This window comes from Mesorhizobium sp. AD1-1 (assembly GCF_020164655.1).
GTDB lineage: Bacteria > Pseudomonadota > Alphaproteobacteria > Rhizobiales > Rhizobiaceae > Mesorhizobium > Mesorhizobium ciceri.
The window spans coordinates 635,285-656,352 of sequence record NZ_JAIUGP010000001.1 but is presented as its reverse complement, the minus strand read 5'-3'; the positions used below and the strand labels follow the sequence as shown (position 1 = coordinate 656,352).

The 21,068-nt window shown below is 62.6% G+C and carries 19 protein-coding genes, 1 tRNA gene and 1 pseudogene; 17 read left to right on the top strand and 4 right to left on the bottom strand.

Going from position 1 to position 21,068, the window contains the following annotated elements; all coding sequences use genetic code 11:
• The first annotated feature begins 99 nt into the window (after window positions 1–99).
• Both LB519_RS03025 and LB519_RS03020 read left to right on the top strand, forming a co-directional pair.
• Entirely contained in the window at window positions 100–450 is a 351-nt protein-coding gene (locus LB519_RS03025; protein WP_224618725.1) for a DUF952 domain-containing protein, read from the top strand.
• A complete protein-coding gene (locus LB519_RS03020; protein WP_224618612.1) occupies window positions 447–1,523 on the top strand; it encodes a quinone-dependent dihydroorotate dehydrogenase in 1,077 nt (358 codons plus the stop codon). The genes LB519_RS03025 and LB519_RS03020 overlap by 4 nt, the downstream gene beginning before the upstream one ends.
• Window positions 1,524–1,790: 267 nt before the next feature.
• On the opposite strand, the gene LB519_RS03015 is transcribed toward LB519_RS03020, so the two are convergent.
• Window positions 1,791–3,164, bottom strand: a complete 1,374-nt coding sequence (locus LB519_RS03015; RefSeq protein ID WP_224618610.1) for an MATE family efflux transporter — start codon at window positions 3,162–3,164, stop codon at window positions 1,791–1,793.
• A gap of 132 nt (window positions 3,165–3,296) precedes the next feature.
• On the opposite strand from LB519_RS03015, the pseudogene LB519_RS03010 reads away from it, so the two are divergent.
• Window positions 3,297–4,200, top strand: a pseudogene (locus LB519_RS03010) (histone deacetylase).
• A gap of 76 nt (window positions 4,201–4,276) precedes the next feature.
• Here the strand turns inward: LB519_RS03010 and LB519_RS03005 are convergent.
• Window positions 4,277–4,540 (bottom strand): DUF6460 domain-containing protein, encoded by a 264-nt coding sequence (locus LB519_RS03005; RefSeq protein WP_013533620.1) that lies wholly within the window; start codon window positions 4,538–4,540, stop codon window positions 4,277–4,279.
• A 457-nt stretch (window positions 4,541–4,997) separates the two neighbouring features.
• On the opposite strand from LB519_RS03005, the gene LB519_RS03000 reads away from it, so the two are divergent.
• The 10 genes from LB519_RS03000 (at window position 4,998) to LB519_RS02955 (ending at window position 13,983) form a co-directional block, all read left to right on the top strand.
• Window positions 4,998–5,615, top strand: coding sequence for an outer membrane protein (locus LB519_RS03000; RefSeq protein WP_013533621.1), 618 nt, complete (start codon window positions 4,998–5,000; stop codon window positions 5,613–5,615).
• Between the two features lie 315 nt (window positions 5,616–5,930).
• The gene (locus LB519_RS02995) at window positions 5,931–6,323 is read left to right on the top strand and encodes a hypothetical protein (RefSeq protein WP_013533622.1); all 393 of its coding nucleotides are present in this window, start codon (window positions 5,931–5,933) and stop codon (window positions 6,321–6,323) included.
• 40 nt (window positions 6,324–6,363) lie between these two features.
• On the top strand, window positions 6,364–7,038 hold the full coding sequence (locus tag LB519_RS02990; RefSeq protein WP_013533623.1) for a response regulator transcription factor: 675 nt from the start codon (window positions 6,364–6,366) through the stop codon (window positions 7,036–7,038).
• Entirely contained in the window at window positions 7,035–8,534 is a 1,500-nt protein-coding gene (locus tag LB519_RS02985) for an ATP-binding protein (RefSeq protein WP_224618608.1), read from the top strand. The genes LB519_RS02990 and LB519_RS02985 overlap by 4 nt, the downstream gene beginning before the upstream one ends.
• Window positions 8,535–8,614: 80 nt before the next feature.
• Window positions 8,615–9,604, top strand: coding sequence for a glycosyltransferase family 2 protein (locus LB519_RS02980; RefSeq protein ID WP_224618723.1), 990 nt, complete (start codon window positions 8,615–8,617; stop codon window positions 9,602–9,604).
• A complete protein-coding gene (locus tag LB519_RS02975) occupies window positions 9,597–10,298 on the top strand; it encodes a class I SAM-dependent methyltransferase (RefSeq protein ID WP_224618607.1) in 702 nt (233 codons plus the stop codon). Before LB519_RS02980 ends, LB519_RS02975 begins: the two co-directional genes overlap by 8 nt.
• Window positions 10,276–10,743 (top strand): GtrA family protein, encoded by a 468-nt coding sequence (locus LB519_RS02970; RefSeq protein WP_224618722.1) that lies wholly within the window; start codon window positions 10,276–10,278, stop codon window positions 10,741–10,743. The genes LB519_RS02975 and LB519_RS02970 overlap by 23 nt, the downstream gene beginning before the upstream one ends.
• Before the next feature lie 40 nt (window positions 10,744–10,783).
• Entirely contained in the window at window positions 10,784–12,265 is a 1,482-nt protein-coding gene (locus tag LB519_RS02965; RefSeq protein WP_224618606.1) for a hypothetical protein, read from the top strand.
• Window positions 12,266–12,461: 196 nt separating this feature from the next.
• Window positions 12,462–13,898: an acyltransferase family protein gene (locus LB519_RS02960; RefSeq protein ID WP_224618604.1), complete on the top strand. Its 1,437-nt coding sequence runs from the start codon at window positions 12,462–12,464 to the stop codon at window positions 13,896–13,898.
• 11 nt (window positions 13,899–13,909) lie between these two features.
• A tRNA-Gly gene (locus LB519_RS02955) sits at window positions 13,910–13,983 on the top strand.
• 2 nt (window positions 13,984–13,985) lie between these two features.
• Here the strand turns inward: LB519_RS02955 and LB519_RS02950 are convergent.
• The gene (locus LB519_RS02950; RefSeq protein ID WP_024503153.1) at window positions 13,986–14,222 is read right to left on the bottom strand and encodes a hypothetical protein; all 237 of its coding nucleotides are present in this window, start codon (window positions 14,220–14,222) and stop codon (window positions 13,986–13,988) included.
• 130 nt (window positions 14,223–14,352) lie between these two features.
• The gene (locus tag LB519_RS02945; protein WP_224618602.1) at window positions 14,353–15,342 is read right to left on the bottom strand and encodes a LysR family transcriptional regulator; all 990 of its coding nucleotides are present in this window, start codon (window positions 15,340–15,342) and stop codon (window positions 14,353–14,355) included.
• Between the two features lie 311 nt (window positions 15,343–15,653).
• On the opposite strand from LB519_RS02945, the gene chvE reads away from it, so the two are divergent.
• The 4 genes from chvE (at window position 15,654) to araD1 (ending at window position 20,961) form a co-directional block, all read left to right on the top strand.
• Window positions 15,654–16,724 (top strand): multiple monosaccharide ABC transporter substrate-binding protein, encoded by a 1,071-nt coding sequence (gene chvE, locus LB519_RS02940; RefSeq protein WP_024503154.1) that lies wholly within the window; start codon window positions 15,654–15,656, stop codon window positions 16,722–16,724.
• Between the two features lie 123 nt (window positions 16,725–16,847).
• On the top strand, window positions 16,848–18,380 hold the full coding sequence (mmsA, locus tag LB519_RS02935; protein WP_224618601.1) for a multiple monosaccharide ABC transporter ATP-binding protein: 1,533 nt from the start codon (window positions 16,848–16,850) through the stop codon (window positions 18,378–18,380).
• The gene (gene mmsB / locus LB519_RS02930) at window positions 18,377–19,663 is read left to right on the top strand and encodes a multiple monosaccharide ABC transporter permease (protein WP_027161717.1); all 1,287 of its coding nucleotides are present in this window, start codon (window positions 18,377–18,379) and stop codon (window positions 19,661–19,663) included. The genes mmsA and mmsB overlap by 4 nt, the downstream gene beginning before the upstream one ends.
• Window positions 19,664–19,968: 305 nt before the next feature.
• Window positions 19,969–20,961 (top strand): AraD1 family protein, encoded by a 993-nt coding sequence (araD1, locus tag LB519_RS02925; RefSeq protein ID WP_013533635.1) that lies wholly within the window; start codon window positions 19,969–19,971, stop codon window positions 20,959–20,961.
• Window positions 20,962–21,068 lie beyond the last annotated feature (107 nt).

Sequence of the window (21,068 nt, the reverse complement as noted above, 5' to 3'; positions counted from 1 at the left end):
GTTCGGAACCTTTTGAAGCAATTCCCAAGGGAAAGCGCTATGCGCTTTTCCCGGGAAAACCGTTTCACACTTTTCCTGGAACTGCTCTATAGCGCAACCATGTCTCAGATTATCTACAAGATAACCCCGCAGGCGCTTTGGCGCGAGGCCGAAACGCATGGCCGCTTCACCGGCGCGCCGATTGATGTCGCAGACGGCTTCATCCACTTCTCCACGGCGGCGCAGGTCAAGGAAACGGCGGCAAAGCACTTTGCCGGCCAGACCGACCTTCTGCTGGTCGCCATCGACGGCGCCAGCCTGGGTGCTGCGCTGAGATACGAGGTCTCGCGCGGTGGTGCGCTGTTTCCGCATCTTTATGGTCCGCTCGGCCTCAAGGCTGTGCTGTGGGTCCAGCCACTGCCGCTTGGCTCCGATGGTGTGCACCAGTTCCCGGCACTGGAGGGGCAATGAGCGTGCTCGACCGGCTCGGCCAGAAGCTGCTGTTCGCCTTCGATCCGGAAACCGCGCATGGCCTGTCGATCGCGGCCTTGCGATGCGGCGTTCCGGTTGGTGCACCAGCGATCCGCGACCACAGGCTGACGGTCAGCATCTGCGGCCTCGATTTCCCCAATCCGCTCGGCATGGCGGCCGGCTATGACAAGAACGCCGAAGTGCCCGACGCGCTGCTTGGCCTGGGCTTCGGCTTTGCCGAGGTCGGCACGATCACGCCGCTGGCGCAGGCCGGCAATCCGAAGCCGCGCATTTTCCGGCTGACGGCCGACGATGCGGTGATCAACCGATTGGGCTTCAACAATGAAGGCCATGCAGCGGCCGAAAAGCGCCTTGCCGCGCGCAAGGGGCGTGGCGGCATCGTCGGCGTCAACATCGGCGCCAACAAGGACAGCAGCGACCGCATCGGCGACTATGAGCGCGGCGCCGCCCGGCTTGCGCAATACGCCAGCTATCTGACCGTCAACATCTCCTCGCCCAACACGCCGGGCCTGCGCAACATGCAGGCGCGTGAGCAGCTTGGCGAGCTCTTGTCGCGGGTCATGGCCGCGCGCGCCGCGGCAACCGCCCGGCCGCCGGTGTTCCTGAAGATCGCGCCGGATCTGGTCGAGGCCGAACTGGAGGACATCGCCGCCGAAGTCACGGAAAAGCGGGTGGACGGCGTCATCGTCTCCAACACCACCATCTCCCGGCCGCCACTGCGCAGCGGCGACACCGCGCGCGAGAGCGGGGGGCTCTCCGGCAAGCCGCTGTTCGAGCGTTCGACCATCGTGCTGGCGAAGATGCGCAAACTGCTCGGGCCGGAGCTTGCCATCGTCGGCGTCGGCGGCGTCGATTCCGCCGATACGGCGCTGGACAAGATCCGTGCGGGTGCCGATCTGGTGCAGCTCTACACCGGCATGATCTATGCCGGGCCTTCGCTGCCAGGCCGTATTCTTTCCGGAATGGCCCGTTTCGTCGAAAAAGAACGGCTGAAGTCGATTTGCGAGTTGCGCGACAGCCGCCTCGACTTCTGGGCGTCCAGGCAACTCTGAACTGCTCTCAGGAGCGCAGGTCGCGGCTGACGGCCCGCTCGCAGATGGTGCAACGAACTCGGGTCAAAGGGTTCCTTCGGAGCTTTCGCCGGGCGTTGGCTGACGGCGCATCAAACAAAAAACCCGCCAGTGCGGCGGGTCATTGGCGCAAATCAGCACCATGGGCAAAAATGTACCATAGCTGAGATCACCGAGTCAAGAAAAAATTCCTATCGCGAGAGCTGGCGTTCGGTGTCCTGAACGGCGCAGGGCCTTCCGGGGGCACGTCTAAAACGCCGTCCGTACCCTGAGCCGCAGGATCGTCAGCAGGCTGAAGCCTCGCACCAGCAGGAAGACGTGCAGCGCCGCCCAAAGTCCAGTGTTGCCGAAGGCCGGCGCAAGGGTCAGCAGCGCGGCCGCGAAAACCAGGAACGACAGCAGCATCATGTTGCGCATGTCGCGAGACCAGGTCGCACCGATGAAGACGCCATCCATCTGGAACGCCAGCACACCGCTCAGCGCCGTGAATGCCGCCCATGGCAGGTAGATGTCGGCCACCGAACGGACTTCCTCCGATGTCGTCACGAGAGCGACCAGATTGGCGCCACCAGACAGCATTACCAGCGTCGCGGCTCCCGCCAGCCCGAAACCCCAGAACAGCGTCAGCCGCACGGCCTGGCGGAACGGTGCGGCGGCACGTGCGCCGACGGCACGGCCCGCCAGCTGTTCGGCGGCGGTGGCAAAGCCATCGAGGAAATAGCCGGCGACGAGGAAGAAATTCATCAGCACGGCGTTGGCGGCCAGCGTCACCGTGCCGAACTGCGCGCCCTGGCGGGTGAACAATGCAAAGGCGGCGAGCAGCGAGAACGAACGGATCATGATGTCGCGGTTGAGCGACAGCATGCGCAGGAAGGCGGTCATGTCGAGCAGGCGATGGCGCGGCAAGGGCGGGGCCGCGCGAAACCGGCGGATCACGACGGCCAGGCCGAGCAGCATGGCCAGGAACTCGCCGCTGACGGTCGCCCAGGCAACGCCGGCGACGCCCCAGCCAAGTTTCAGCCCAAGCAGGAAGCACAGCGCGATGTTGATGCCGTTCAGCACCAATTGCAGCACCAGTCCAAGCCCGCCCTCGCCGCGCCCCAGCACGTAGCCGAGGATGGCGTAGTTGATCAGCGAAAAAGGGGCTGCAAGCAGCCTGATCCTGATGTAGACGCCCATCGCCTCGCTGACGCGCGGTTCGGCGCCCATGAATTTTTGCCCGGCGATGGCGACCAGCGGCGCAAGGGCAGCGAGCACGATGCCGGCGATAACCGCGATCAGCACGGCTCGCCAGAACACCGCCTGTTCCTCCAGGGCATCGCCACGCCCAAATGCCTGTGCGACAAGGCCGGTGGTGCCCGAGCGCAGGAAATTGAAAGAGGTGAAGACGACGTCGAAGATCAGTGCGCCGGCAGCCAGGCCGCCGAGCAAGGCGGCATCGCCGAACTGGCCGACGACAGCCGTGTCGACCAGGCCGAGCATCGGCGTCGTCAGATAGGCTAGCGTCATCGGCACCGCGATGGCGAGCACGGAGCGGTTGGTGACGACAAATGATCCGGAGTGAAGCGGCGATCCCGAGAGGATCGGGGATCCGGCGTCGGCTGGGGTTGCACCTTTGTCCAAGGATTGCTGCCTTGCTGATTGCGGCTTGATGGAACCGTCGATGTGCCCCATTTTCCGGCCACCGCGCAATCACCTATCCCTTGACGGCCAACCGAAATCCCGGTCTGGCGTGAGCCAGCCGGATACGAGTTCATGCCTCTGCAGATCGTCCATCATCCCGACTACGACGCCGGCTTCGCCGTCAACCATCGCTTTCCGATGAGCAAATATCCCCTGCTGATGGAGGCGCTGCGGACACGCGGCCTCGCCGGCCCCGACGCGCTCAGCACCGCCGAACCGGCGCCGGCTTCATGGCTGGAGCTTGCCCATGCGGCGGACTATGTCGACCAGGTCATCAACTGCCGCGTGCCCGAAAAGATCGAACGCGAGATCGGTTTTCCGATCGGACCCCGCGTCTCGCTGCGCGCGCAGCTTGCCACCGGCGGCACGGTGCTGGCGGCGCGGCTGGCCTTGCGCCACGGTATCGCCTGCAACACCGCCGGCGGCAGCCACCATGCGCGGCGCGCGCAAGGCGCGGGCTTCTGCACCTTCGGATGTCGCGGTCGCCGCATTGGTGCTGCTGGCCGAAGGCGCGGCACGAAACATCCTGGTCGTCGATCTCGACGTGCACCAGGGCGACGGCACGGCGGATATTCTCGCCGATGACCCGCGCGTATTCACCTTTTCCATGCATGGCGACCGCAACTACCCAGTGCGCAAGATCGCCTCCGACCTCGATGTCGCGCTGCCCGACGGCACGGGTGACGCTGCCTATCTCGAGAGGCTCGCCGCCATCCTGCCGGAGCTGTCCGCCCAGGCGCATTGGGACATCGTGTTCTACAATGCCGGCGTCGACGTCCATGCAGATGACCGGCTTGGCAGGCTGTCGCTGTCGGATGACGGTCTGCGCGCCCGTGACGACATGGTCATCAGCCATTTTCGCGCGCAGGGCGTTCCGGTCTGCGGCGTCATCGGCGGTGGCTATTCCACCGATGTGCCCGCCCTTGCCGCGCGCCACGCCATCCTGTTCGAGGTCGCCGCAGGCTACGCCCGGTAGTTCTTCAAGCATGATCTCGGGACAAACGGTTTCCGTTTGTCCGAGAAAACCGGTTCCCACTTTTCGGGATCATGCTCTACTTCCGGTAGTTGGCAAGCCTGAGCAGGATGAAGGCCGGCACGACGATAGCCGCGCCCAGCAGGATATAGCCGAGGAAGCGGTCGATGGCGTGGAAGCCGAGATTCCACAGGTCCATGAAGAACTTCCGGATGCCGTAGAGCACATCCATCGGCGACCAGCCGAAGGCATTCATGACCAGGCCGACGAGGAAAGACACCACCAGCAGTTTCAGGATCACCTTGAGCGGCGAGTCGCCAAGAAAGCGCGTCAGTGCGGACAAGGCTCGTCTCCCGATTGAGGCACCCAGGCTCGAGGGCGTCGGCCAGACATACGCACTTGGCTTGTCCGCTTCAAGCCGGGAGTTTTGCGGGATGCCAACGGCCTGCACCGCGCGATTGCATGGCAGGCTTGTGCTGCCAAACGGACTAAACCCGCGCCAGACTGTTAAGTTTGCGTAAACAACATCGCTTTAATTTATTGAAAACAAAGCGAAAAACCTTCATTTTTCGATTTCCCGCAATGTGCGTGCAATTTTCGCCTGCGAGACGGTCGGCGTCTTTCAGGCGATTGGCCGCGCGGGGGATCTGACCCCCTACCACAACTGGCGAAAGCCAGTCCCAGGACCGCGCAACCATCCCTGAAAGACACCAAATCGGAGCCCGACCGCCTCAACGGTCGAGTTCTTCGGGAAACCTGCGCATCGATTGCCGGATGCGCGCGCGTGTTGGAGTAATGCAGTGTTCTCTCAAGCAAAGATCATCCTGACGGCAAGTGCCCTTGCCATGTGCCTCCTGGGGCCGGCGATGGCCGCCGACCTTTCGCCCGCCTACAATGATCCCCCCGCGTTCCAGTGGAGCGGCGCCTATGTCGGCGTGCATGGCGGCACGGCGTTCACCGGGATGCCGAACCCGTTTGCCGGCAGGAATGGTCTCAGCGGCGGCTTTCAGGCCGGCTACAACCAGCAGATGGGTCCAGCGGTTCTCGGTGCCGAGATCGAGGGCTCCTATCTGGGCGGCGCCGAGCACGACGTCCGGGGCGGCAAGATCAAGGAAAAATGGCGCGGTGCCGCCAAGGCCAAGGCCGGCTTGAGCTTCGACCAGACGCTGCTGTTTGGAACCGGCGGCGTCGCCATGACCAAATTCGACAAGGGCGACAAGGTGAACGGTATCGACGGGTGGAAACTCGGCTATCTGGTCGGCGGCGGCATCGAGCAGGGTTTTGCCGGCGGCCTCTCGGCCAAGGTCGAATATGACTATGTGCGCACCCCAGGCGTCGAAACGACGTCCGCCCTGGGCAAATCCAAGGCGACGATCGGCAGCCATGAACTGAAGGCCGGCATCAACTACCGGTTCTAGGGCAGGCCATGGGTTCCGTCGAACCTGTTTTGTATTTTGCTCGAACGACCTTGCGCGGCGCCCGGATGCAACGGGGCCGCGCAATTGCTTTGCCTCCATCCGCACCGTCATCGACGCGTGTCGGCAGACCGCATTTGTGTGCCAGGTCCTGCGTAATGCCGATGCAATCTTCACACCCTAAAGCGCGTCGCATCGAAACGGATCATGCGGCCCGCTTCAGGTTTTGTTTTGTGCATGTCGTTGTCCCAAAACCGGGACCACTTTTGGGCGACATGCATTCGGTGCCGCGGATGACCTTGATGACGGGAATCGGATATGTCCAAACGCAGCGCAAACCATCTGGTGTGGATCTCCAAGGCGTTCTTCATCGCGATCGTGCTGGTGCTGACGGGATGCGCCTCCGACATCATGAAGAACTACATCGGGCAACCGGTCGAATCGGTCATTCTGGACTACGGGCCGCCGACCGCCGTCGTTGATCTCGGCCGGGGCGAGCGGGCCTATCAGTGGCGGAAAATATCCACCAATGCGGTTTCCGGAAGCTCCAGCGGCGAAGTTCGCCACACAAAACACGGAACCGTCTACGAAGAAACCGAAACGCCTGGCTATATCGAGCGCCAGGAATGCTTCTATACGTTCTATGCCCGCGCCTCGGGCGGCAGATGGTTCATCACCAATTTTCGTCAACCGAAGCTGGAATGCGAATGAATTGCCACAGCGTGCCGGCTGCCTGTGACGGAGAGTGCGCATGCGCATCCTGCTGATCGAGGACGAGCCGGAAATGGCCTCGGTGCTGAAGACCGCGCTCGAGCGCCAGGACATCATCGTCGACCATGCCGCGACACTGGCGGATGCCGAAGCCGTGGCGCGGCTCGGCCACCATGACGCGGTGGTGCTGGACCGCCGTCTGCCGGATGGCGATGGCCTCAGCCTGATCCCGCGCCTGCGGGCCTTGCATCTGGACGTGCCGGTGATCGCGTTGACGGCGCTCAGCGGGCTCGACGATCGCGTGGCGGGGCTCGACGCCGGCGCCGACGACTACATGGTCAAACCGTTCGCCACGGTGGAACTGGTCGCCAGGCTCAATGCCTTGCACCGGCGTTCGTTCACCACGCGTGCCAATCAGGTGATGGTCGGCCGCCTCACCTATGATTTCCGCCATCGCGAGGCGCTTGTCGAGGACCAGGCGCTGGAACTGCCGCGGCGCGAGCGGCTGGTGCTCGAAACGCTCATCCGCAGGCCGGGGCGGACGATCATGCGCGGGGCGCTGGAAGAAGCCGTCTATGCTCTCGACGACGAGATCGGCTCCAACGCATTGGATGCGCACATTTCGCGGCTGCGTCGCAAGCTCGACGACGTCGCTGCCGGCATCGAGATCAGGGCGATCCGCAACCTCGGTTATCTCTTGCGGGCCGCCTCGTGAAGAAGCCGCGCGCGCGATCGCTGCAATGGGTGCTGGTGCGGCGGATGATCCTGCTGCAGGCGGCGACGCTTCTTGTCTTCATCGTGCTGTGCGCGGCCGCGCTGTGGGTCGCCGATCCACGGCTTCTTGTCGACAACGAGGCTGCCGTCGCCGCCCTCAAGGATGCCGTCGATCGTGACGGCAACGGCAAATTGATCGTCCATGAGACCGATGGGTTGCGTTCGTTTCGTGAGGGTTTCCCAAATGTCTGGTACATCATCCGCGACAACAACGGCCAGAGCATCCGCTTCGGCAACATACCCGACGTCTACACCAGGAATTTTGGCGATCTGCTGGGCCAGGCCGATCACGCCACCATCGGATTTTCCGAAGATGATTTGAGGCCGGAGGCCTATCTCGAAAGGGTTTCGACCAAGGCTGGCACGGTTCAGATCATTGCCGCGACGCGATCGTCGCGGGAAGAGACCGACGGTCTCGAAGTCACCATTTCGGCCACCATCGACGTCGCCAAGAACCCGGACGGCAGCAGGAACTGGGAGAAGGCGCTTCCCGCTCTCGCGGCCATCATCGTCATCCTGCTGCTGCCGATCGTCCTCGTCATGGGAGCCACGACCCTGGTGACGACGCCAGCCGTCGTGCGCCGGTCGTTTGCCGGCCTCGTCGACACCGTCCAGCAGGCCGCGCGCATCGACATCGGCACCCGTGCGATGCAGCTGCCGGTCAAGAATGTGCCGCAGGAGATCGCCCCGCTAGTGCATGCCTTCAACCAGACGCTGGCGCGCCTCGCCCAGGGCTATGACCGGCACAACCGCTTCCTCACCGACGCGGCGCACGAACTGCGCACGCCGATCGCCATCCTGCGCACGCGCGCCGAATTGCTGAAGCAGGAACCGCAAAGCGCGCGCCTGCTGCATGACATCGAGCGCCTGTCGCATCTTGCGCAACAGCTGCTCGACCACCAGCTGCTCGACCGCCCGGCGGACCAGCGCCAGATCATAGACCTCTGCGATCTTGTCGGCCGGGTCGCCGCCGACTTCGCCCCGCTCGCCATCGAAGCAGGCTACGATCTTGCCTTCGAGCCGCCAGCCAACAAGGTCCATGTCGAGATCAACGTGCTGCAGATCGAGCGGGCGCTGGCAAATCTCGTGCGCAATGCCATCGATCATGGCGGCGGTTCCGGCACGATCACCATAGCGATCGATGAAAACGGCGGCGTCGAAATCCGCGACGAAGGCCCAGGCATTCCAGCCGATGAGCACGAGAACGTTTTCGAGCCCTTCTACCGACTGCGGCCGCAATCGCGCGGCGCGGGCCTGGGATTGAACCTTGCCCGGCAGATCGCACTGCTGCACGATGGCTCCATCCGGATATTGGCCGGCTCCTGGCAAGGCGCCCGCATCCGCATGGAATTGCCGGTTCGGGCGGTGGCCGCGTGCGGCAGAAATGATGGCCGGCCCACGGTTGCGGCCTATCCCGCTGGCTTATCTGTTTTCTAACCAATTGCCGCTATTCCCAATCGAATAGCGGGAGCAAGGCTTTGGTGGAGACGGAGAGAAACACCGCGCGACGCGGCGTCATGCTGTCGGTGGTCATCCCATGCTACAACGAGCTGGATGGCGTGGCCGAACTGCATCGGCGGGTAACGGCCGCATGCCTTGGACAAGGCCCTTCCTACGAGATCGTCCTTGTCATCGATGGCGCGACCGACGGTACGCGCGAGGCCATTCTGCAGCTGGCCGAAAAGGACGACCATATCGTCGCCATCGACCTTGCCCGCAATTACGGCCACCAGATCGCGTTGAGCGCCGGGCTCGAATTCTGTCGCGGCCAGCGCATTCTCATTCTCGATGCCGACCTGCAGGATCCGCCTGAACTGCTCGGCGCGATGATGACGAAGATGAACGAAGGCTTCGATGTGGTTTACGGCCAGAGGCTGACGCGCGATGGCGAAAGCTGGTTCAAGCTCGCATCCGCGTCCATGTTCTATCGCTTGCTGCGCCGGATGGTGGACGTCGACATAGCCCCGAATACCGGTGATTTCCGGCTGATGAACCGGCGCGCGCTCGACCATCTGAACGCGATGCCAGAACGTTACAGGTTCATTCGCGGCATGGTGAGTTGGATCGGGCTGAGACAGGTGGCTTTCCCCTATGAGCGGCACCGCCGCTTTGCCGGCACCACCCACTATCCGCTGAAGAAAATGCTTCTCCTGGCGATCGACGCGATGACCAGCTTCTCCATCGTGCCCTTGCGGTTCGCCTCGCTGCTCGGAATGATGTTCGGGCTTCTGGGGCTGGTCGTGCTCGGCTACACGCTGCTCGAATGGTCGGTCGGAAACGTGTTGCCCGGCTGGACCAGCCTCGCCGCGATCGTGCTGATCCTCGGCAGCGTCCAGCTTATGGTGCTTGGAATCTTCGGCGAGTATCTCGGGCGCATGTACATGGAGACAAAGCGGCGGCCGCTCTACTTCGTCAACGAGATCGTTTCGCGCAGCCAGGCGGTGGAGGACGGCGAATTGCCGGTCCATCGCCTGCAGGAGATGGCAAAGAGGGCCGCACGTGCTTGAGGCGGAATTCGACCAGTTTGCGCGGGAATATCAGGAGCAGCATGCCGCAAGCATAAGGCTGAGCGGCGAAAACCCGGATTTCTTCGCCAGGTACAAGATCGACGACGTCGCCGCGACGCTGCGGCGGGCCGGTGTCAAACCGCGACGAATACTGGATTTCGGCGCCGGCGTCGGCAATTCGCTCGGCCATATGCGCAACGCGTTTCCCGACGCGGAGATCACCTTGCTCGATCCTTCGCGGGAATCGCTCGACATCGCCAGCAAGCGCTTTCCCGGCCAGGCCGCCTTCACGCATTTCGACGGCAAGACAATTCCCTTTGCCGACGGCAGCTTCGACCTGGCCTTCGCGGCCTGCGTCTTCCACCATATCCCCGAGAACCTGCAGATCGGACTGTTCGCCGAGATCGGCAGGGTGCTGGCCTATCGCGGCAGCTTCTTCGTCTTCGAACACAATCCTTGGAACCCGCTGACCACGCACGCGGTGAGGAACTGTGCCTTCGACGAAAACGCGGTTTTGATAAATTCGCGCGAGATGCGCGGGCGCATGGCCGAGGCGGGCCTTGCCAATACGAGGATCGTCTACCGGATTTTCTTTCCTCGGATGCTTGCGAGACTGAGGCCGTTCGAGCGCTTCCTCACCAAGGTACCTGTCGGAGCCCAATATTTTGCGCATGTGGTCAAGCCTGCCGTTTGACTTCCCGAGGATGCTGCGATTTGGCGCCGTCGGTCTGTTGAACACGGCGCTGGGATACGCGGTCATTCTGGCCGGGCTTGCGCTGGGTCTGGGCGACATCCTTGCCAACGCCACGGGCTATGCCGCCGGCCTTGTCCTCGGCTTCTTCCTCAACCGCCAATGGACCTTCAGCAGAGCCGATGGCTTCCAGCCCGGGACCGCGCTGCGCTATGGGGGTGTCTTTCTGGTCGCCTACAGCATCAATCTGGCCGTCGTAATCGCCGCCCGTTCAGCAGGCATCGTCGAAAACCCGCTGGTCCACCTCGCGGGAATCTGCGCCTATTCGGTTGTTTTCTATCTTGGCTCGGCTCGCTTCGTGTTTGTGGGGCGTGGGGACGACAGCACCGACCGCACAGTTCGGGTGGCCGACAAGCCTCGGCGGCAGCCCGCCAATCCAACACCTTGAACACCCAACTGTCACCGGAACCGATTAGAGGGGGCGCAGCATGAACGACGCTCAGGCCAGTGCGGCGGCCGCGACATACAACGAGCGGAGCAGGCTGATCTTCTGCCTGCTCGCGGCCTTGGCGATGGCGGGTGCGTTGGGTGCCCAGGCAGGCGCCACCCTGCAGGATCCCGACAGCTGGTGGCAAGTGAAGGTCGGTCTGGATTTCCTGACTAACCGGACATTTCCGGCCGTCGATCCCTATTCCTACACGTTTGCAGGCCAGCCCTGGATTGCCAAGGAATGGCTGGGGCAGGTCCTGCTGGCTCTTGCCTACCGGGCGGGCGGCTGGAACGGGGTCGTCACCGCGATCATCGCCTCGATCTCCCTGACGGTTTTCCTGATGGGGTGGTTTCTCAGCGCATGGCTGAAACCGATCCTGGCGATTACACTGGCGTTCGCGGCGGTGTTCCTGATCAACCCGATCTTCACGGCGCGTCCGCATGTCTTCACCTTCCCGATCATCGTCATCTGGACAGCGGTCCTCTTCGGTGCGGCAAGGGAAGAACGGGCGCCGCCCTGGTGGCTGCTTGTGCTGGTCGTATTATGGGCGAACCTGCACGCCACCTTCACCTTGAGCTTCGTCATCGCGGCTTTCGCCGGTCTCGATCTGCTGGCGCGCACGGGCCTGTCGAAACCGTCCCTGCTGGCGAAGTGGATCGCGTTCGGCCTGCTTTGCCCGCTGGTGAGCCTGATCCACCCCTACGGCGTCCAGGCCATCCTCGCGACGCTCGCCGTGGCCTACGGCAATGAGGCGGTGTCGCTGATCATGGAATGGAAACCGTTCAGTCAGCCGGACAGTCCTGTCCAGGAGGCGGCGATGCTGCTGGCGCTTTTCGGGTTGCTGGTGTCCCGATTGCGAATTGGCTTGGCCAAGGCCTTGTTCGTCGTCTTCACCCTGCATGTCTATCTCGCCCATGTGCGCTTCATGTATCTGTTCTTCCTGCTGATTCCGCTGGTGATGGCGGCCGAGGTCGCACAGCAATATCACTCGCTTTCAGCCACCGCATGGCTGGCCGAAAAGCGCGACGGACTGGAGAGATTCTTAGCCAGACGGTTCTACGCCATCTGCGGCACGGCAGCCGTTCTGCTGATCGGCGGGATCGCCGTGCTCGGCAGCGCCTATCAGGTCACGCCGAGCCCGAAGACGTCGGCCAGCGGGGCGCTGGCCTTCGCGCAAAGCCATCATCTGTCCGGTAATGTGCTGAATTCCTACAATTTCGGCGGCACGCTGATTTTCCACGGGTTCAAGACCTATATCGACGGACGGACGGACCAGCTGTTCCTGGGCGGCTTCACAAAGAGCGACAACGACACCGGACGCGGAGACGGCAAGCCGCTCCTCGAAGCCCGCCTGAAGAAATACGCAATAGATTGGGCGCTGCTGTCGGCCGACGACAGCCGGATTCCCTTCTTCGACCAGTTGGGCTGGAAACGGGCCTACTCGGACGATTACGCGGTAATCTATCTGCCCGGCGCCTGATCCTGTGCGTTCCTGGCGGATTTCGCGACAGCCAATATATGCCTTGACACCCATGTTGCAGCGCAGCAAAATTACTGCCTGAGGGTAAGCCTGTGAGACCGACGAGCCGGGATTTTCAGCACGACCGAAGGCATCGCCGCATGAGCGTGTCGGGTGCGGCCGCACGGATCATGGTGGTCGCGCGCGAGCCGGCCGGATGAACTACCGGCGCGACATCGACGGCCTGCGGGCCGTTGCGGTGCTGCCCGTCGTGCTCTTCCATTTCGGCGTGTCCGCCATTCCTGGCGGCTTCACCGGTGTCGACATCTTCTTCGTCATATCGGGCTATCTGATCAGCGGCAGCCTGCTCGATGATCTTGAGCGGGGCCAGTTCTCGATCGGCCGCTTCTACTGGCGCCGCGCCCGGCGCATCCTGCCGGCGCTGACCTTCGTCATCCTGCTCGCGAGCATTGCCGCCTGGTTCATCCTTCTGCCTTCGGATCTCCACGAATTCAGCCTTAGCGTGATCGCCGCCGCGACCTTCTGGTCGAATATCTATTTTTGGAGAACGACGAACTATTTCTCCATCGACGCAGAACTGCGGCCGCTCCTGCACACATGGTCGCTTTCGGTGGAAGAGCAGTATTATATCTTCGCGCCGATCCTGCTTTATCTGATCCACCGATACGTCTCGAAGCGCTGGCTGACGGTACTTCTGCCGATGGCCGTCGGCAGCTTTGCCCTGGCAGTCATAGCAACCTCGCTGGCACCGACGGCAGGCTTCTATCTCTTGCCGACGCGCATATGGGAGCTGGCGCTGGGCGCCATGCTGATGTTGCGGAAGCCTCCGGTCCCAGCCGGTCGGCTGGCGGTGGAACTGATCGGCCTCGCCGGCTTTGCCCTGATTGCGTTTGGCTTTGTGATGATTTCGGACAGCGATCCGTTTCCCGGCTACAATGCCCTATTCCCCTGCATCGGAACAGCACTGCTGATCTACGCTGGCCAGGATAACGCCGACAGGCCGGCACCTGTCGCCACTCGCGTGCTTCGGTTGGCGCCGCTGGTCTGGGTCGGCCTCATTTCCTATTCGCTTTACCTCGTCCACTGGCCAATCAACTCGTTCGTCCATTATCTCTCGCTGAAGACCGTCGGTGTGCCAACGATTGTCGCGATGACGGTGGCCAGTTTCGCCCTGGCGGCATTCTCCTGGAAATATATCGAGCAGCCCTTCCGCCAGAAACGAGCCTATACCGCACCGCTGCCTATCTTCGCCTTTTCGGCGACGGCCATCGCGCTGCTGTGCGCCGGTGGTTTGGCCGGTGCACTGGGCAACGGTTTCCCGCAACGGTTCCCGGACTTCTCGACCGAACGTATCCGGGTCGGCGACTGGCGCAACGGCATCTGCTTCAACGAAAACGGGACCCGCATCGAAGACTGGAATCTCGCCGACTGCACCCGTACAACGGGCTTTGCCACCGATGTGCTGCTGCGACGCTGGCCATCTCGAAATACTGGCCAAGTTTCGCCACCAGCGACAAGGCCGCGAAGGCAAACCGGCAATTCACGGCCGCAGGCGCGCCGTGATCCGCAGCACGACGGCGTCGTGCCGAAACGGACCGCTTTGCGATTGCCCGAAGGCCAACCCTCATGCTAACGAGGGCGCACGCGGGTATGATGTAATGGTAGCTTGTCAGCTTCCCAAGCTGAACGCGCGGGTTCGATTCCCGCTACCCGCTCCAGCCTAAGGCGTCAGAACCATTTCAGCGCCTGCCTGTTCGTCGAACACAACCGAGCAGCCTCTCGCCAGCGCCACCGTTGCGAGGGCGTTTGCCGCCGCGTCATCCGATGAAACGAAGTCGCCGGTCAACACCCGCAATTCTTCCACGCCTTCAGCCATGGACACGAAATTGCCGACCGATCGATCGTGCTTGCAGGCCTCGATCACGCAAAGCAGGTCGATGATTTCGAAGCTGCGCATGTTCAGCCTCCAGAAGAAATCGTCCCTTGCAAGATCATGAACGCATCGGCGGGAAATAATGTTCCCAGTTCGCTTTCGCTGGCCTCGGCCTGGCGGCGCTTTCGCCGGAGAAGCTTACCTGATCCAGCCATCATCCCACTTCCCTCAGAATGAAGTCGTGCAGCATCTTGGCGGCCGGCGACAGCGCGCGATTCCTCACCGTGATCAGGCTGTAGGGCCTGACCTCGATGTCGAATTCGGTCTGGACGACGTCGATGGCGCCGGCCAGCCCGTCAGGGTTCTGGATGAATTTCGCCACCTGGACAGAGACCGGTGCGATGGCATCGGATTGCGCGACCATGACCAGGGTCAGGAGCAGCGAACTGGTGTTCAGGATACGGTCCGGCAAAGCGATGTTGCGGTTGAGGAAGTTGCTCTCCATCGCCTGGCGCAAGGGCGAGCCGCCAGACTGGAAGACCCAGTCATAGGCGGCGGTGTCTTCCAGCCGCACCACGCTGCCCCTGGTGAGCGGGTGGCCACGGCGCACGATCAGGCAGGCCTTCTCGACGCCGATGACACGGGATTCGAACAGCCGTGGGTTCAAGTCGTCAGGAATGCGCGCGATGATGAAGTCATGGCGCGTGGCGATCAGTTCGCGTGCCAGCACATTGGAGGTCTCGACCTGCATGGTGATCTCGATGCGCGGATAGATGCGGCGGATTTCACGAATTGCCGGCACCGCCAGCTCGATTGCCGGCGCGGTCACGGCACCCAGGAAAACCGAACCACCCTTGCCCGCCTTGAGCTCGGAAATCTCGCGGTCGACCTCGCGCATCTCCAGCAGGATCGAGCGCGCCCGCCTGGCCAAAGCCTTGCCGTATGGCGTCAAGGTGATGCCGCGCGGCAGCCTCTCGCACAGCCTGACCTCCAGCACCGCCTCCATCTCTGCGATCATGCGCGAGGCCGCCGGCTGCGAAATGTTCAGAACCTGGGCTGCCGCGCTGACCCGGCCATGGTCGTCGAGCGCGACGATCATGCGCATGTGACGCAGACTGAGACCGCTGCGCAGCAGGGTTTCGCCATCGCCCGGTGCTTCTCTGTGACCATCTGAAGCTGTTGTCGGATTCGCTGGCCGCGCCATCGCTTTCCCTGCCTTCTGCTCGTGTACGACCGACATCGGGGTCAGCCCGTCACGCCGCAATACATATACCAACCATGATATAGCAACCATCAAAGATCGCATTTGACAGTTATGGCAAAGACCCACACCCTCCGCGCGTTCCAAGACGTGACGGTCGCCGACGAGAAAAATCGTATCGATTGAATCAGCGTCTCGGGGCCATGGGAGGATACCGGAGATCGATATGACGGCAGCGGTGCCTTGGCGCTTCTGCACGATTGCGCGGCCCGCGACCCCCGGGGTGCCGCGTCCATCAAACAGGGAGAGTTAAAGTGAAAATCATCAAGACACTGGCCGCCGTCGCGGCCCTTGGCATCGCTGCCATGACCTACTCGGCGCACGCAGCCGACAAGGGTCTCGTCGGCGTGCTGATGCCGACCAAGACCTCGCAGCGCTGGATCAATGACGGCGACGCCGTCAAGTCCCAGCTCGAGGCTCTCGGCTACACCGTCGACCTGCAATACGCGCAGGACGACATCCCCAACCAGCTCAGCCAGCTGGAAAACGAAATCACCAAAGGCCCGAAGGCGCTGATCATCGCTTCGATCGACGGCACCACCCTGTCGGATGCTCTGCAGAAGGCCGCTGACGCGGGCGTCGTCGTCGTCGCCTATGACCGCCTGATCAAGAAGACCGCCAATGTCGACTACTACACCACCTTCGACAATTTCGGCGTCGGCGTGATCCAGGCGAATTCGCTGGTCAAGGGCCTCAAGGAACGCTTCCCGAACACCAAGCCGTGGAACGTCGAACTGTTCGGCGGCTCGCCCGACGACAACAACGCCTTCTTCTTCTACAATGGCGCCATCTCCGTCCTGCAGCCGCTGATCGACGACGGCTCGATCAAGATCAAGTCCGGCCAGACCGGCATGGACAAGGTCGGCACGCTGCGTTGGCTCGCCGCCACCGCCCAGGCGCGCATGGACAATCTGCTGTCGGCCAACTATTCGGACGGCAGCCGCGTCGATGGCGTTCTGTCGCCCTATGACGGCCTGTCGCGCGGCATCACCGCCTCGCTGCGCGCCGTCGGCTACGGCACCGAAGCTCAGCCTTGGCCAATCGTGACCGGTCAGGACGCCGAGACCGCTTCGGTCAAGCTGATCATCTCGGGCGAGCAGTACTCGACCGTGTTCAAGGACACCCGCGAACTGGCCAAGGCCACCGTCCAGCTCGTCGACAAGGTGCTCTCGGGCGGCAAGCCGGACGGCCTCGATGAAAAGACCTACAACAACGACGTCAAGGTCGTTCCCTCGATCCTGCTGACGCCGCATGAAGTCGACAAGTCGAACTACCAGGCGCTGGTCGTCGACTCCGGCTACATCAAGGCCGACGAACTGAAGTAATCCCGGTTACAAAGTCAGGGGGTCCTGCGCAACGCAGGGCCCCTTTTCGTTCACCAGCGAGCCCGGTATTGTCACCGACCTCGCCGGCAATGTTTGCCGAGCTCTCAAGGAGCGGTAGTCCCCATGGCCCCGACGATTTTGGAGATGCGCGACATCACCAAGACGTTTCCCGGCGTGAAGGCGCTGTCGAACGTCAACCTCAGCGTCGAGGAAGGCGAGATCCACGCCGTGGTCGGCGAAAACGGCGCCGGCAAGTCGACGCTGATGAAGGTGCTGTCGGGCGTCTATCCCTCCGGCACCTATGACGGCCAGATCATCTTCCAAGGCCAGGAATGCCAGTTCAAGGGCATCCAGGACAGCGAACACAAGGGTATCGTCATCATCCACCAGGAGCTAGCGCTGGTGCCGATGCTGTCGATCGCCGAAAACATCTTCCTCGGCAACGAGCACGCGAAATTCGGCGTCATCGACTGGGATGCCAACGAGGCGCGCACCGCCGCCCTGTTGAAGAAGGTGGGCCTCAAGGAGGACCCCAAGACACTGATCACCAATATCGGCGTCGGCAAGCAGCAATTGGTCGAAATCGCCAAGGCGCTGAGCAAGGACGTCAAGCTTTTGATCCTCGATGAGCCGACAGCGTCGCTCAGCGAGAAGGACAGCCAGGCGCTGCTCGACCTGCTGCTCGAATTCAAGCGGCAAGGCATGACCTCGATCCTGATCTCGCATAAGCTCAACGAGATCAACCGGGTCGCCGACAAGGTCACCGTCATCCGTGACGGACGCACCATCGAGACGCTGGCCAAGAAAGATATCTCGGAAGACCGCATCATCACCTCGATGGTCGGCCGTTCGCTCGACGACCGCTATCCGCCGCGTGAGCCCAAGATCGGCGAGATCGTGTTCGAGGTGAAGAACTGGTCGGTCTATCACCCGCTCCATGCCGAGCGGCAGGTGATCAAGGGCATCGACATCAATGTGCGCAAGGGCGAGGTGGTCGGCATTGCCGGGCTGATGGGCGCCGGGCGCACCGAATTCGCCATGAGCCTGTTCGGCCGCTCCTATGGCCGCCGCATCACCGGCGAGGTGATGCTCAAGGGCAAGCCGGTCGATGTCTCGTCGGTAAGCAAGGCGGTTCAGCACGGCATTGCCTACGTCACCGAGGACCGCAAGACCTACGGCCTCAACCTCATCGACCATATCAAGCACAACATTACGCTGGCCAATCTCGGCGGCGTGTCGCGCCACAGCGTGATCGACGACATGCGCGAGCTCGCCGTCGCCAACGACTATCGCAAGAAGACCAATATCCGTGCGTCCAGCGTCTATCAGATGACCGGCAATCTTTCCGGCGGCAACCAGCAGAAGGTGGTGCTGTCGAAATGGCTGTTTGCCGACCCTGACGTGCTGATCCTGGACGAGCCGACACGCGGCATCGATGTCGGCGCCAAGTATGAAATCTACACGATCATCGCGCGCCTTGCCTCGGAGGGTAAGGCGATCGTGGTCATCTCGTCGGAAATGCCGGAATTGCTCGGGATTACCGACCGCATCTACGTCATGAACGAAGGGCGCATGGTGGGCGAAATGCCGGCGGCGGAAGCAAGCCAGGAAAAAATAATGCGCGCCATCGTCCGGGGAGAAGGAAAAGCAGCATGAGCACCGAAACCGCCCCCGCCCCGCAGGGCAATGTCGCCGAGGAACAGCGCCCGCGCATCGCCGTCTCGGCGCTGGCGACGAACCTGCGCGAATACGGTCTGATTATCGCGCTGATCGTCATCATGCTGTTCTTCCAGTTCACCACGTCGGGAACGCTGTTCAAACCGGTCAACCTCAGCAATCTGGTGCAGCAGAACTCCTTCATTATCGTGATGGCGCTGGGCATGCTGCTGGTGATCGTATCGGGCTATATCGACCTCAGCGTCGGGTCGGTCGCCGGCTTCATCGGCGCGCTGGCGGCAAACATGATGGTCATCTGGCAGCTGGGACCGCTCAGCAATCCGCTGGTGGTTTCGATCGTCTGCCTGGTTGCGGGTGGCTTGATCGGCGCCGCGCAAGGCTATTGGATCGCCTATCACCGGATACCGAGCTTCATTGTGACGCTGGCTGGCATGCTGATCTTCCGCGGCATCTGCCAGGCGCTGCTCGGCGGCGGCTCTTCGGTCGGCCCGCTTCCGGACGACTTCAAAATGCTCAGCTCCGGCTTCATCCCTGATGTGATCGGCCCGCTGACGCTCGTCCCGCCGGTGGTGAACGCGGCCGGCAAGACCATCCTGGGCAGCGGCGTGACCCTGCACATGACGACAGTCGTGCTCGGCCTGATCGCCGTGCTGGCCTATGCCTATTTCGGGGTGAGGACGCGTCGCAAGCGCGAACGCCATGGCTATGAGGCCGAGCCCTTTGCCCTGTTCGTCGTCAAGACGCTGGTCGCCAGCGCCCTGGCGCTGTTCCTGGTCTATGAGTTCGCCAGCTACAGAGGCCTGCCGGTCGTGCTGCTCGTCATGGGCGTGCTGATCTCGCTGTTCGTCTTCGTCACCAAGCGCATGACCATCGGCCGCCGTATCTACGCCATGGGCGGCAATGCCAAGGCCGCGCAGCTGTCAGGCATCAACACCGAGCGGCTGACGCTGATGGTGTTCATCAATATGGGCGTGCTGTCGGCGCTCGGCGGCCTGATCATCGCGGCGCGACTGGGACAGGCGGTGCCGGCCGCGGGCCTCGGCAGCGAGCTCGACGTCATCGCCGCCGTCTTCATCGGCGGCGCCTCGGCGATGGGCGGCGTCGGTCAGGTCATCGGCGCGGTGGTCGGCGGCTTCATCATGGGCGTGATGAACAACGGCATGTCGATCATGGGCGTCAATGTCGACTGGCAGCAGGTGGTCAAAGGCCTGGTGCTGCTCGGCGCCGTGATCTTCGACGTCTACAACAAGAACAAGGCTTGAACGGACTTAAGAGCAATTCCAGGAAAAGTGTGAAACGGTTTTCCGCCCGGAATTGCGCCAAGACAATGAGTTAGAGCGGTTCGCCGTTTCCGTGAAACGGTGAACTGCTCTGGTCGAGGAAAGCAGGAGGCATACGATCGCGACGCTGCCGGCAACCCGCCGGTAACAGAAGTCCCTGAGGGACCAGGCCCGCGAGCGCAATCCGAACTGAGAATTTAAACCGTGGCATGGACGAGGTCCCGGCCGCGCTGAGCAAGGTTTGCCGTTTTGGCAGCCCTGCCAAGGCAAATGAGAGAGGATTCATCATGCTGATCTCCCAGATCCTTGACGACGCCGAGACCATCCGCGTCGTCGCCCGCAATGGCGGCAAGACCCGGATCATCAATGGCGCCCGCAGCGTCTATTCGCTGGCGATGGAGGCCGCCCGCACCGGCGTCGGCCTCGTCGCGCTGATCGAACGCAAGGGGCTTGGCGAGACGGTCGATCTCGAGGCCGCTTACAAGAAGGGGCGGCTGCTGTCGCCGATCAATCACCCCGATCCGGCGCATCTGCACCTGACCGGCACCGGGCTGACGCATCTCGGCTCCGCCGCGACGCGCGATTCCATGCACAAGAAGCTGAGCGCCGACGGCGAGGAGCAGCTCACCGATTCCATGAAGATGTTCCGCATGGGGCTGGAGGGCGGCAAGCCGGCGAAAGGCCAGATCGGCGTGCAGCCGGAATGGTTCTACAAAGGCAACGGCACGATGGCGGTGGCGCCAGGCGCCGCACTCCTGTCACCGGCCTTTGCCAAGGACGCCGGCGAAGAGCCCGAAGTCGCCGGCATCTATGTCATCGGCGACGACGGCGCACCTTTCCGCGTCGGCTTCACGCTGTCGAACGAGTTTTCCGACCACGTCACCGAGCGCGTGAACTATCTGTTCCTCGCGCATTCCAAGCTGCGCAACGCCTCGTTCGGGCCGGAGATCCTGATCGGCGACCTGCCGTCCGACATCCGCGGCACCTCGCGCATCGTGCGCGACAGCGAGGTGCTGTGGGAAAAGCCGTTCCTGTCCGGCGAAGCGAACATGTCGCACACCATCGCCAATCTCGAACATCATCATTTCAAATACGCGGCTTTTCGCCAGCCGGGTGACGTGCATGTGCACATGTTCGGCACGGCGACGCTGTCCTTCGCCGACGGCATCACGACCGAGGCCGGCGATGTCTTCGAGATCGAGGCCGGGGATTTCGGCCTGCCGCTGCGCAACCCGCTCGAGATCGAGCAGCCGGTGAAGGTGGCTGTGAAGGCGCTTTGAGAGCGCGCCTTTTCCTTCTCCCCAAGTGGGAGGTGGATCGGCGCGTTAGCGCCGAGACGGATGAGGGGTGTTCCAGCGGAGTGAAACGTTGGCGTTCCCTGGAACAC